Raw genomic sequence first — 12,679 nt, 5'->3', positions numbered from 1 at the left:
TTATCACTGGGTTTGTTTTTATTGCTTTTTTTAGACTAGTGCAGGATTTTCCTCATTCAAATTTGTTTCTTGTTCCGGCATCTCGCGAATTCCAAATGCCACACGTTTAATATTGAGCAGATGCTGAGCTCCAATATTGTCAGAAGTAATGTTATTACCAAACGAACCGCATCCCAATGTCAAGGATGGCTGGATTGCCACAGTGGCACCGATTCCGCCAAATGTCGTACCAGAATTTACAATTACACGTGAAACTGGCTTATCGATCGTGAACGCTTCTACTACCTTTTCGTCTTCAGCATGAATTCCTAAAGTGTGACCTAGTCCACCTAATTCAAGCAACGCTACAGCAATAGCGCTTGCTTCTTCCATACCTTTTACAGTATAGAAAGCTAGAACTGGAGACAATTTTTCTACTGAGAATGGATATTCTTTTCCTACGTTAGTCTCTTCGGCAACAAGTAACTTCGCGTCCGATGGAATCTCAATTCCAGCCATTTCCGCAATTACTTGCGGCGATTTTCCAACGATCTTTGCGTTTAACGCCCCATTTACCATAATGATGGAGGCTACCTTCTGTTTTTCCTCCTCAGTTAAGAAGTAAGCTCCTTGTTTCTTCAATTCAGAAACAACTTGTGCTTTAATAGATTCTTCAACTATCAGTGCTTGTTCGGAAGCGCAAATGGTTCCGTTGTCAAAAGTCTTACTTTGGATGATTTGTTGAACAGCTTTGGCAATATTGGCACTTTCATGAATATAGACTGGTACATTCCCAGGCCCTACGCCGTATGCAGGCTTTCCAGAACTGTAAGCCGCTTTTACCATAGCCATGCCGCCTGTTGCAAGGATGACGTCTGTTAATTTATGTCTCATTAATTCATTCGTCGCAGCCAATGTCGGTTGCGTAATGCAAGAAATCAGACCTTTTGGAGCTCCAGCGCGCTCCGCTGCTTCTTGCATGATTTTTGCCGCTTCCGCTGTGCATTTGGCAGCCGATGGATGCGGACTAAAAACAATGGCATTTCTTGCCTTAACTGCGATTAGTGATTTAAAGATGGCTGTTGACGTTGGATTTGTAGATGGGACGATGGCTGCAACGATCCCTACAGGGTGTGCGACTTCCCATACGCGATTTTGTTCATCGCGACGAATCACTCCAACCGTTTTCATATCTTTAATGGCGTTGTAAACGTCGTTAGCAGCGAACAAATTTTTCACGACTTTATCGGCAACTTTACCAAACCCAGTCTCTTCTACAGCCATAGCCGCTAGTCGTTCTGCTTCCTCACGTGCCGCTTTCGCCATGTTTTCAACAATCTTATCAATTTCGCTTTGTGTCATTTTTTCGATAATTTTTTGCGCTGATTTCGCTTGCTCAAGGTAGTCCCTTACTTCTTGAATCGATTGTAAATCAATATCCCGTATCATGCTTGACCGTCTCCTCTCCCTTTGATTCTTATCTTCACAGGCTTCTACTATAACTGATAAAACTATTTCGTCCCACGACATCGGACGATTATTTTTTCTCGATGTTCGTACTAGCAGCAGGTTATCTTTTGCGACAGGCGTGTTGATTAACCAATAAAAACCAGTTTGGATGGCTCTATTCCTAGCTTTTCTGCCGAAGTCGGCAAGCGATTCGCTTGCCGACTGGGCATGCTATACGCATGCCCTCCTCGAACAATGAACGCTTTGCGGGCAAATGAATTTGCCCGCTGGCGTTCTTGTTCGAGGGATGTGGCAGAAAAGCTTGTGTTCAGCCATACGATTCTGTATTTTTAAGTAAAATAATAGATAATCAACACTCGTGCTTTTGTGATTTATCACCTCCTTCATGTCCAATGTAAACGCTTAAAAAAATATCGTTATCTGTCCCCATGAATAATGATATTCTTAAAGACGGTAATGCACCCCAGTCCTTCTTCGTGAAACATTACGATTTACTAAGTCACTTTTCGGTCAGTGCTGGAAAGTGCGGAACAACTTCTTCTCCTAATTCTTCAATTACTTCTTCCACAGGACGATGGCCATATTTTAAATTGATCATCACGTGATTGACGCCCGCATTTTTCAGACTTTCAAGGAATTCAATGAGTATATTGCGTCCAACCCGGAATCCTAAATGAATAGAGACTGGCGGATGATTTGGGTCCTCCATCAAATCTATATACAAGGACTGACTGAATGGTTTAAACTCATCAGTGTGAGAGCGCCAATTTTTAATAAGTTCCGCTTGGAATCTCAAATTTCGTGGATAATACAGCCAACCATCACTGTTTTCGGCAATCCATTCGACGGATTGAGAACTGTGGCCGGTTACTAGCACCGGAATGTCCGACAGGCGCGGTTTAGGCAAAAGATCCCCGTTCAGCATATGGACTCGTGGTGATTGGATCGTAGGAAAGTTCTCCTTCCACGCTTTTTTCATTACCAATACAGCTTCTTGAAACAAAGTGGCACGCTTCTCAGGATCAACTGAAAAAGCTGGAAATTCGATCGGACGATCTCCAGTCGCCACCCCGAGAATCAAGCGTTCGCCAGATAGTTTGTCGACGGAAGCGGCTGCTTTCGCAATATGCAAAGGGTGGCGCAATGTTAAAATAATACTTGCGGTGCCCAAAGCAATGTTTTTAGTATGGGCGGCTATATACCCTAAATAGACCCATGGATCATAAATTTGGCCTACATCCCCAAAATACGGGTCATGTAACGGAACATCTCTGACGAACAATGCTGCAAAATTGAGCTCTTCCGCTCTTTTTGCCAGTTTCATTTGCTTTTCAATGTTCATCTCCGGAATGCTGCCCTCGTATGATTCGATCGGGAAAAACAGCCCAAGAGTCAGATGGTTTTCTTTAAACATGCGTGAATATCCTTTATGCTTATCAAATCGGTTCATCATCGTTCCTCCACATCTACATTTCTTTTTGCCAGTTCAAACTGCTTTTCAATGCCCACCTCTGGAATACTACCTTCATACGACTCCAAAGGAAAGAACAACTCAACAGTCAAACGGTATACGTCATTTATGTTTACCAAATCAGTTTATACTCATTATTCAATATCTATATTTACAGATATCTAGAATTATCGATATAATAATGTAAAAAATAACCATCTATGGATATCTTGTTTTTATAAATATCTAGAATTATCGATATAATAATATAAAAAAAAATAAAAAAAATCAACAACAAAATTTTAATAAGCTTTTAGCAATGTTGATTTTACAAGAGTTTGTGCACTCCCAATAGATCATACCAATCCCTTATACAGGATTGACACATCAGGGGGATACTCGTTTTTTCGTGAGTTCCGTTTTTTAAAAATTAATAAATAAAGTGATTTTTAGGTGAAAAAGTTTTGTCCCCAAGGGATTGGAAACATCGTAAGTGCCTCTGTAATCGTGCTTACGATTTAAGTGATAAGTGAGGGTTTTGATTTATAAATCCCTCGATAACAATTCAATGATTTTTTTGATGTTCTCCTCATCCCGTTTATAATAAGTCCATTGTCCAACCCGTTTTGCCTTGATTAATCCGGCATTTTGCAGTATGGATAGGTAAAGGGACACAGTCGATTGTGACAAGCCAATTTTTTTATGGATGTCGCTCACGCAAACCCCGTCCTCGTGTATATCCCCGTGTTGCGGCTTCGGAAAGTGAATTTCAGGATTTTTCAACCACTGTACAATCTGCAACCTTGTTTCATTGGACAAGGCTTTAAATACCTCCAAAAGTTCCATTGCTACCTCCAAGTTCATCAAATTCAATCTTATTTTTTATATTACATTACGGTACTTGAGTAAATCCACTAACATGCATTTTAGTCATAAAAGAAACATGAGTCGATTTGTTGTATGACCAAGCTACCCAGACAAGGAGGCACATGTATGGATAGATTAGCATATCGCTGAGAAATCGACAATATCTAACTCATCCCTAATTCCCCATCATTAACCGGTCTGGGATCACTTGAGAAACTCCTTATTGAATTTTTTCGGCATGGGGGTCTATATATAGAATGCAAATTAGTTGAAAAACAATGTCGCATATAATATATTTATCTCTGGTTAAAAATATTTTAATTCAAAGTTTGCTGGGTAAGTTGGGTAAATTAATCGCAAACTAAAATGACTAAAACTACATGAAAGGGAGAGACAACATGGCAAAAGTATTGTACATCACAGCTCATCCACTTGATGACACCCAATCTTATAGCATGGCAGCAGGAAAGGCTTTTATTGAAACTTATAAAGAAGTAAACCCAACTCACGAAATTGTGCATATTGACCTTTTTAAAGAAAACATTCCACAAATCGATGACGACGTATTAAGCGGCTGGGGGAAACTTCAATCCGGGAAAGGGTTTGAAGAACTTTCTTCTGAAGAGAAAGCAAAAGTCGGCCGGCTGTCAGAGTTATGTGAACAATTTATTTCAGCAGATAAATATGTATTTGTAACTCCTATGTGGAACTTTTCATTCCCACCAGTCATGAAAGCATATATTGATGCTGTTGCCGTTGCTGGTAAAACATTTAAGTACACAGAACAAGGGCCAGTAGGTCTATTAACTGATAAGAAAGCCTTACATATTCAAGCTCGTGGAGGTTTTTATTCAGAAGGCCCAGCGGCTGAAATGGAAATGGGGCACCGCTATCTAGGTGCAGTCATGCAATTTTTTGGCGTTCCTTCTTTTGAAGGTTTATTTGTTGAAGGGCATGCCGCAATGCCTGATAAAGCACAAGAAATTAAGGAAAATGCCATTGCACGAGCAAAAGATTTAGCTCATACTTTTTAAATGATCAAGAGGCTGTCTCAAAAAGGTCGATTTAATGACCCTTTGAGACAGCCCCATCTCCATACAGGTTTTTATACTCTTATCAGTTCCCTCGGAAAATGATTCAACCTTTCCGCACCGTTTGACGTTACAACAACAATATCCTCAATTCTTACTCCGAACTTCCCGCTCAAATAGATGCCCGGCTCGACGCTCACCACCATTCCTTCTTCCAAAAGCTGTTCATTATTCGAAGTCAAGTATGGCTCCTCATGAACTTCAATTCCTAATCCGTGACCGGTTCGGTGTGTAAAGAATTCCCCGTACCCCGCTTCGGAAATGATGCTACGAGCAACTTGATCAATGAGCTTCATTGGGACACCGGGTTTAATCGCTTTAACCGCTTCGTCCTGAGCCTTGCGTACAATTTCATACACCTTGACCATTTCTTCTGTCGGTTCCCCTATAACAATTGTCCGGGTCATATCTGAACAATAGTGATCCTTAATTCCACCCATATCAATCACAATCATGTCCCCTTCGGTAAGGCGAGTTTCATCGGATTGATGATGAGGAATGGCTCCGTTGGCTCCTGCTCCTATGATAGGTTGAAAGGATAGTCTTTCAACACCCTCTATTTGAAAGAGCCTTTTTAATTCATCAGCTACTTGCTTCTCTGTCATCCCTGGCTTTACAAAAGAAATGATCTTTTTCATCACACGATCGGCGATTTCTCCTGACTTTCGTAAAAGTTCAATTTCTGTTTCATCTTTCCTTAAACGAAGAGCACCTATGACTGGTGTACTCTTAACAAATGAAAGATGTTTACGAATGGACATGAGATCAATCAATTTTTCACTGGGCCACTGATTATCTACAGCGACCACACCATATTCCGGTAAAAGCCCGGCTAAAGTTTTTACAGCAGACTCCCCGTCTTTCCAAAGGATCAGCTGTACTTCATCTGGCAGTGAAATTTCTTCCCGTGACATTTCATGAACAATAATCGATGCCGATCCCGTTCTCGGAATAACGACAGCCTGAAGTCTTTCATGAGAATCCAGCCAAGTTCCTGTAAAATAGAAAAAATTTGCTGGAGAAGAAGCGATCACCGCCTCCCAACCGTTCTTTTCCAAAATCGCTTGCGCTTTTTTCATTCTTTGAACACATACACTCATCTATACTTACATCCTCCCTGTAAGGAGTTAAAGGGGCTGTCCACGAAGATGACACCCCCTTTAACTGTTCATCGTTTTACAAGCACCCAGACGATCTCACATTCTTCATCCCCGTCATTATAAGCCCAGTGGGCTTCTCCAGCGGGAATTAAGGATGCGTCTCCGGCATTCAGCCGGTATTCTTGATTATTACTCCAAGTAATAATGGATCCTTTTATGACAATAGAATACTCATCCTCCTCATGACAACCCGTCCCACTCAATGGAATTCTTGTTTTAGGAGGAATGGTGATCACACCAAATTTGGCTCTGCCGCCATTTAAATCCTTTTCAGAAAATAGAGTCTTTAAAGATACCGCTGGGCGATTGTCCGGTTTGACTGACCCTGTGTTAACTACGATCATAGCTGAATGTCTCTCCCTTTATTTTTTGCGTACCGGCGTCAGGCCTTCCACTTCAAATGTTTTTGGATTTAGAATGACGCCATAGATGTCTTTTGCTTGTTCGACAGAAATATAGCTGTTCTTTGCATCCAAAGCAACCTTTTCGGCCGGTCTGTTAAGAGGATTTCCATATCCGCCTCCGGTAGCGGTAATCAAACGAACTACATCACCTTTATTGAGCGGGAAACGTGCACATTTGCCAAACGGTCCAACTACTTCTCCATTTGTTTTTACAATTACAATTTCGTTACGAGAACCATCGTGCCCACCGCTAAAGCCCCACGGCAGGAATTTGTGACGTCCGAAAGTAGCTGTAACAGTTTGACCATCAGTCATTGCCCTATATGAGCGGATAACTCCACAACCTCCCCGGAACTCACCAGCGCCCGCACCGTCCGTTCGAAGGCTGTATTCATCAACCATAATACCGTAACGTGTTTCGGCCACTTCTACAGGTACGTTATAAGTTTCACCGTCGCCTATGCAGAATTGCCCCGATGCTCCATCCAAACCATCTCCGGCCCCCCAACCACCGGCGGAAGGCTCAACGATTAGGAACGGCTCATTCGTATCATGATGAATACCAGACAAAACCACACCACAAACAGATAATAAATGTCCGGCATTCAAACGGTGAGGAACGACAGGCGCAAGAGCTTTCCAAACCAAGTCAGCACCGTATAGCATCGTTTCCCAATACGTAGATACGGCAGCAGGACGTTCCGCAGAGAAAATAGAGCGGTCATCCGCGATGACTTTCAACGGTCGGAATACCCCATCATTCACATCTTGAGAAGGATTGGTCACGGCTAAGAAAATCGTACGTACAGCGGAAACAAGCGCTGTATAAGAACAGTTAACCGGACCAAGTACTTGCGGGTGACTTCCACGGAAATCACAAATAAACTCATCATCCGTGATGGTTACCTTCACTTGAACCTTGAAAGGACCGTTTCCAAGACCATCGTCGTCAATAAAGTCCTGTGCTTCAAACGTACCCTTAGGTAGTTTCGCAATTTCCTTTAAGGCGAGTTGTTCACCATGCCCCAAAAGATGGTCAATCGAATCCATCACCACGTCCTTACCATATTTATCACATAGCTCACGGAAGCGCTTTTCACCGGTACGAAGTGCTGCCACTTGAGCCCACATATCCCCGAGAGACAAATCCGGGAAGCGTACATTCGCAGCGATGATATCTACCAATGGTTGATTAAGTTTACCTTCATCGAACAATTTTACGCACGGGAATTGAAGTCCTTCTTGGAAAATCTCGGTTGAATCTGTTGTCCACGAACCCGGATCTTTACCACCTACCTCCGTCCAATGAGCTTTGTTTGCAGAAAAAGCTACTAGCTCTCCATCATAGAAGATAGGCATAACCAACCCGACGTCTGATAAGTGAGACCCCCCTCCACCGTATGGATCATTGATGATAATAATATCTCCAGGTTTCAAATCTCCCTCTTTACCGAACTTCTCCAATGTTTGCTTCACCATAAAGGTTAACATCCCAATAAATCCGGTAACCCCGTTTCCTTGGGTTAGTAGTTGACCCTTTGCATCCGTCAACCCGCTCGCAAAGTCAAGCACTTCATAAATAATAGGGCTCATCGAGGTCCGGGCGAGCGTGTGGAACATCTCTTCCCCGATAGCAATTAACGAATCTTTTACGATCTCAAGTGTAAATTGATCACGCTTCACTTTAGCCTCCATTGTGCGTTACACCCCCGTGTTAATGATTAAGTTGCCGTATTCGTCTACAACTAGAGTTTGTCTAGGATAAATGACAGTAGAAGAGGATTGTTCTTCAACAATAGCAGGTCCTTCAATCACACTGCCGGCATTTAGAACTTCTCTGGAATAGACTTTAGTATCAATCCATCCATGGTCTTCGAACAGAACTGGGCGTACCTCTTTTAATGCTTCTCCCGCATTGTCTCCTACGTTTTCTAGTCGAGCGATCTCCGGCTTTTGTACCACACCGAATGCGGTCAGGTGCAAGTTCACAATTTCTGTTGGCGCTCCATCTAATTTAAATGTGTAGTGCTTCTCGTGAAGGTTATGGAAACGGGAAACCATCTCCTGAACAGCTGCTTCATCCATGACACCGTTTGGTACCGGAACTTTAACAGCATGCTCTTGACCAACATAACGCATATCGGCATAGCGAACAAATAATACTTTATCTTCAGTAATTCCTTCTTGGGAGTACTGCTTTAGGGCTCCTTCCTCTAATTGATACCATTCGCTATTTAATTCATCTAAATTCAACTCGTTTACTCGACGGATGTACGTTTGAATGTAGTCATGCCGGAGATCAGTCATCAACATGCCCCATGCTGAGAACACGGAAGCAGCAACCGGAATAATCACTTTCTTCACCCCTAATTCCTTGGCTAGGGCTAAAGCATGCATCGGACCACCGCCGCCAAATGCCACTAAAGAGAACTCACGAGGGTCATATCCTTTGCGAACGGAAATCAATTTTAATGCATTCAACATGTTGGAATTGGCAATACGAATGATACCGAGAGCCGCCTCTTCCACGGAGATACCAAAATGTTTCGCTATTTTTTCATCAATCGCTTGCTTAACTGCATCCATATTAACTGTATTTTGAAAATTTTCAGGCGATAGACGTCCTGTTACGAGATTTGCATCCGTTGTCGTCGGATTTTCACCACCGCGGCCGTAGGCTACCGGACCCGGCATGGCTCCTGCGGATTGCGGGCCAACTTTCAGCGAACCTGCATCATCAATCCATGCAATGGAACCTCCTCCGTTGCCGATTTCAACGATGTCAACCACTGGTACCTTAATTGGATATCCAGCATTGCGGTCATCTCTTTCAATTTTGTATTCCGTTGTTACTTTCACTTCCCCGTTATCGATCAAAGAACACTTAGCGGTCGTTCCACCGATATCAAAGGCAATAATATTCTTTTCTCCAAGGATTTTCCCTAAAATGGCAGCACCAAAAATACCAGCTACAGGACCAGACTCTACCATGTTGATTGGGGTTTCTTTCGATTGTTCAAAGGTCGTCGTTCCAGAATTGGACTGCATGATGTATTTGTTTCCGGTGACTCCGATTTCCTGAAGATGTTTGTCCAATTTATCAATGTAAGAAGATGCAATCGGTTTGACATAAGAGTTTAATACAGCCGTGCTAGTACGTTCGTACTCACGCCATTCTCTGGTTACTTCGTGGGAAGCGGTTACAGCAACTTCTGGCCAAACCTCTTTAATTATTTCTACTGCCAACTTTTCATGCAGAGGATTCGCATAGGAATGCAAGAATGAAACAGCAATGGCCTCTACTCCTTCATTTCTCAACTGCTCAACGGCTGCCTTTACTTCTTCCACAGATAATTCGGTAATCACCTCTCCCTTATAATTCAAGCGTTCGCTGACTTCGAGGCGCAGATAGCGAGGGACAAAAGGCGTCGGCTTTTTATAGCGGACATTGAATAGATCCGGGCGATTCCCACGGGCGATTTCAAGGACATCACGAAATCCCTTGGTCGTAATCAATGCAGTTTTTGCTCCTTTACGCTCCGTTAAAGCATTAATAATAACGGTTGTACCATGAATAAACGTGGTGATCGCCTCTGGAGAAATCCCACTTTTCTTAATAACATCGATAACTCCCTGTTCAAAGTTAGGAGGAGTCGTATCACTTTTAGCAGTTCCGATACGACCGTTTTCATCCAAATAGACAAGATCAGTAAATGTTCCGCCAATATCAGTTGCTACGCGCATAAAAAACACCTTCCCTAATTATAAAGTAACATTTTGTTAATTTTTATATAACACCAGTTATTTCAAAAAATAGCTGGTGTTGTAATAGAGAGGATTTTTGATTTATGGGGCAACGGGTTAGACCAAGAATGTGGCAAACTGGATGGAAAATGAATTGATTCTCCAGCTTTAACTAAATACTCTTTCCCATCCACATTAAAAATTACTGCCCCTTCTAGAATGTAATAGAACTCCTCCCCAGGATGGCTAAATACATCGCCCTGAAATCCTGGTGCCAAGGTTACAATTAGTGGTTCCAGTGATCTTCCACTGAAATTTCCTCCCAATCGAATGTACTCCGCGCTTGAATCTTCTATTCGGAATGGTTTTTGACTTTCCAGCTTGACAACAAAATTCTTATTTTCTTCATTTTCAAAAAAGTCTGTTATTGGAACTTCAAGAGCATCAGCGATTTTCTTTAAAGACGTAATGGCAAGAGAAGTGGAGCCCCGCTCAACTTGAGAGAGAAAACTGATAGACAGCCCTGTTTTTTCGCTTAGCTCTTTCAGTGTCAAATCACGCTGTTTACGTATATCTCTGATTTTTTTATATATTTCTTCCATGTTCATCTCCTATTTATTTTCTCTTTTTTTCTTATGGAACTATTATATACAAAAATAATTGTAACGTCAATTCAAAAAATAACACTTTATCAAAATTTTCTGCATAATTTTTTCATATAACTGAAAATAAAAACCGGACAATCCAGTATGTCGGGAGAATTAGCCCATAGTCATCAAGTTTAGAAAAAATACTTTATAGTGACGACGAAAAGTTATTATCCTTTCTAACGAAATCAAAAGCTAGAAAAGGTGTTTTTTATGCACATCACTTGGTCGACGAAACCATGGATCGAAACGCTTCGCCAATGGTTATCCGCAAAGGAGTTAAATCATATGGCTTGTGAAGTGGGGAATTATTCAACGACAACGCTCTTTAACGGCTGAAGCGTTTTTTGTCTTATGTACATGGGGAGGATGCTTCGCTGGTCCTCACCCCTTGTCCGACTATGTACGAATTTAGAGCTTTGGCATGCATGCTCCCTAACAAGTGAAGGACTCTATCAACGATTTGCTTCCAAAGCGGTGGCGTTTTTAAGGGGAATCTTTTTGGCTAGATGTATAATTAAAGGCAACGAGGCTAAAAACGTGAAAAACTATAGATAAAATCAAGTCGACGAAAACAAAAATCGTACGGAGGGTTTATCTATAGCCTCTATCTCATTCTACCCCAACGAAACGGACGTTTAAACATCTAACCGCTTTATTGGCGCGGAAAAATTGCCGCACTCCATACGGAAGGAAAATCCATGCAGGTCGATGTGGTGGGTTGCCATAAGAACACCATTTCATGGGAGTTGAAGAACGGTCCGGTCACTCAAATTACATCGGATCTGAAGACATTTCAGACCTGCTTCCCCGAAACAGGGCAACTCCGGTACGAAGAGAATCGAAAGGCTTGTGGAGAGAAAAAGATGAAATTGAATCAAGCCATTGAGTCTGTCCAATTTGCGGAATCCAAGATCTTGGATGACCAATAGTCCCCTGACGCCGTTTCTGGCTATGTGAAACGGCATGGTCTCTTCGTGGGGACGACCGTCTGTACAAAAACACTGTATCACTATATTGACTAAGGCTTCCCGAGCATCAAAAACATGGATTTGCCCATGAAAGTTCGCCTCAACACGAAGAAGAAACGTTCCCGCCAACACAAACGGGTTCTGGGACATAGTATTGAGGAGCGTCCGATCAAAGTCAAGCAACGACAAGAATTGGGCCATTGGGAAAGCGATACGGTCATCGGGAAAAAAGGCTAGGATGAGGCTCTTTTCACCCTAACAGAGTGAAAGACGCGCAATGAGATCATCCTCAAGATTTCATCCAAAGCGAGCAAGAGTGTCAATACAGCGATGGTCGAACTCACAAAGGTCTATGGCTCTTTGTTCTTCAGCGTATTTAAAACCGTTAAGGCCGATAATGGATCGGAATTTGCGGATCTGAACCTCGCCATGGAGAAGGAAGGAACCGAGGTGTACTTTACTCATCCTTATACCTCCCTCTCCTGTGAGGAACGAATGAGTGTCACATGGGCTCATCCAGCGTTTTGTCCCCAAGGGAAAAGCGATTCCCTCCTTGTCGAATGCGACGATCTCCTATGTGGAAAGATACTGTAACCAACTATCACATAAGATCCTCAGCTATAAGACACACGCAGAATGCTTTCAAGAAGAACTGGCTCTCTTAGCCGGATAAGCCTGTTATCTTTAACCGCTTGACACGGAGCTCCTGCAGGCATGACTCCCCTGCTAGGAAACCAGCTTTGAAGGGAGCTCACTGCGGGTCAACAAGGCTATCATACCTGCCACTCCGTGCAAAGTGGTGGTACTGTCAAAAGTTTTAAAGACGTACCCCGATTTTTTGTTGATTTTACGCAATGAATGATAAAAAAAGCTTGCCACCCCTGTTGTTTGCGGTA

The 12,679-nt window shown here is 42.5% G+C and carries 10 protein-coding genes and 1 pseudogene; 3 read left to right on the top strand and 8 right to left on the bottom strand.

Going from position 1 to position 12,679, the window contains the following annotated elements; all coding sequences use genetic code 11:
• Positions 1–30 precede the first annotated feature (30 nt).
• The 3 genes from HNQ34_RS09885 to HNQ34_RS09875 all read right to left on the bottom strand — a co-directional run bounded on the left by HNQ34_RS09885 (position 31) and on the right by HNQ34_RS09875 (position 3,745).
• The gene (locus HNQ34_RS09885; RefSeq protein WP_183254065.1) at positions 31–1,428 is read right to left on the bottom strand and encodes an acetaldehyde dehydrogenase (acetylating); all 1,398 of its coding nucleotides are present in this window, start codon (positions 1,426–1,428) and stop codon (positions 31–33) included.
• A gap of 520 nt (positions 1,429–1,948) precedes the next feature.
• A complete protein-coding gene (locus HNQ34_RS09880; protein ID WP_183254063.1) occupies positions 1,949–2,899 on the bottom strand; it encodes an LLM class oxidoreductase in 951 nt (316 codons plus the stop codon).
• Between the two features lie 543 nt (positions 2,900–3,442).
• On the bottom strand, positions 3,443–3,745 hold the full coding sequence (locus tag HNQ34_RS09875) for an ArsR/SmtB family transcription factor (protein WP_183254061.1): 303 nt from the start codon (positions 3,743–3,745) through the stop codon (positions 3,443–3,445).
• 419 nt (positions 3,746–4,164) lie between these two features.
• On the opposite strand from HNQ34_RS09875, the gene HNQ34_RS09870 reads away from it, so the two are divergent.
• Complete coding sequence (locus HNQ34_RS09870) at positions 4,165–4,800, top strand: FMN-dependent NADH-azoreductase (protein WP_183254059.1); 636 nt, start codon at positions 4,165–4,167, stop codon at positions 4,798–4,800.
• A gap of 71 nt (positions 4,801–4,871) precedes the next feature.
• Here the strand turns inward: HNQ34_RS09870 and HNQ34_RS09865 are convergent, their stop codons facing one another.
• From HNQ34_RS09865 to HNQ34_RS09845, 5 genes are all read right to left on the bottom strand, one after another.
• Entirely contained in the window at positions 4,872–5,957 is a 1,086-nt protein-coding gene (locus tag HNQ34_RS09865) for a M24 family metallopeptidase (protein ID WP_183254057.1), read from the bottom strand.
• 68 nt (positions 5,958–6,025) lie between these two features.
• Positions 6,026–6,361, bottom strand: a complete 336-nt coding sequence (locus HNQ34_RS09860) for a cupin domain-containing protein (RefSeq protein ID WP_183254055.1) — start codon at positions 6,359–6,361, stop codon at positions 6,026–6,028.
• An 18-nt stretch (positions 6,362–6,379) separates the two neighbouring features.
• Positions 6,380–8,116: a hydantoinase B/oxoprolinase family protein gene (locus tag HNQ34_RS09855; protein WP_183254053.1), complete on the bottom strand. Its 1,737-nt coding sequence runs from the start codon at positions 8,114–8,116 to the stop codon at positions 6,380–6,382.
• Positions 8,117–8,122: 6 nt separating this feature from the next.
• The gene (locus tag HNQ34_RS09850) at positions 8,123–10,165 is read right to left on the bottom strand and encodes a hydantoinase/oxoprolinase family protein (protein WP_183254052.1); all 2,043 of its coding nucleotides are present in this window, start codon (positions 10,163–10,165) and stop codon (positions 8,123–8,125) included.
• A gap of 62 nt (positions 10,166–10,227) precedes the next feature.
• Positions 10,228–10,767, bottom strand: a complete 540-nt coding sequence (locus tag HNQ34_RS09845; protein WP_183254051.1) for a helix-turn-helix domain-containing protein — start codon at positions 10,765–10,767, stop codon at positions 10,228–10,230.
• 258 nt (positions 10,768–11,025) lie between these two features.
• Here HNQ34_RS09845 and HNQ34_RS17725 point away from each other — a divergent pair, with 258 nt between their 5' ends.
• Together HNQ34_RS17725 and HNQ34_RS09840 are read left to right on the top strand one after the other, a co-directional pair.
• Positions 11,026–11,151 carry a hypothetical protein gene (locus HNQ34_RS17725; protein WP_281375972.1) on the top strand — a complete coding sequence of 42 codons (126 nt, stop codon included), beginning with the start codon at positions 11,026–11,028 and terminating at the stop codon, positions 11,149–11,151.
• 277 nt (positions 11,152–11,428) lie between these two features.
• A pseudogene (locus HNQ34_RS09840) lies at positions 11,429–12,456 on the top strand (IS30 family transposase); the annotation flags it as partial.
• Positions 12,457–12,679 lie beyond the last annotated feature (223 nt).

Origin of the sequence: Anoxybacteroides tepidamans, assembly GCF_014201465.1 — a bacterium.
In the GTDB taxonomy this organism is placed as follows: Bacteria; Bacillota; Bacilli; order Bacillales; family Anoxybacillaceae; genus Anoxybacteroides; species Anoxybacteroides tepidamans.
Note: the sequence above shows the minus strand (reverse complement) of the source record. Positions and strands in the feature narration are given on the sequence as shown.

Coding starts and splice junctions, on each gene's coding strand:
- HNQ34_RS17725 (WP_281375972.1), top strand. CDS start 11,026: ATGCACATCACTTGGTCGACGAAACCATGGATCGAAACGCTTCGCCAA.
- HNQ34_RS09880 (WP_183254063.1), bottom strand. CDS start 2,899: ATGAACCGATTTGATAAGCATAAAGGATATTCACGCATGTTTAAAGAA.
- HNQ34_RS09850 (WP_183254052.1), bottom strand. CDS start 10,165: ATGCGCGTAGCAACTGATATTGGCGGAACATTTACTGATCTTGTCTAT.
- HNQ34_RS09870 (WP_183254059.1), top strand. CDS start 4,165: ATGGCAAAAGTATTGTACATCACAGCTCATCCACTTGATGACACCCAA.
- HNQ34_RS09860 (WP_183254055.1), bottom strand. CDS start 6,361: ATGATCGTAGTTAACACAGGGTCAGTCAAACCGGACAATCGCCCAGCG.
- HNQ34_RS09865 (WP_183254057.1), bottom strand. CDS start 5,957: ATGAGTGTATGTGTTCAAAGAATGAAAAAAGCGCAAGCGATTTTGGAA.
- HNQ34_RS09875 (WP_183254061.1), bottom strand. CDS start 3,745: ATGGAACTTTTGGAGGTATTTAAAGCCTTGTCCAATGAAACAAGGTTG.
- HNQ34_RS09845 (WP_183254051.1), bottom strand. CDS start 10,767: ATGGAAGAAATATATAAAAAAATCAGAGATATACGTAAACAGCGTGAT.
- HNQ34_RS09885 (WP_183254065.1), bottom strand. CDS start 1,428: ATGATACGGGATATTGATTTACAATCGATTCAAGAAGTAAGGGACTAC.
- HNQ34_RS09855 (WP_183254053.1), bottom strand. CDS start 8,116: ATGGAGGCTAAAGTGAAGCGTGATCAATTTACACTTGAGATCGTAAAA.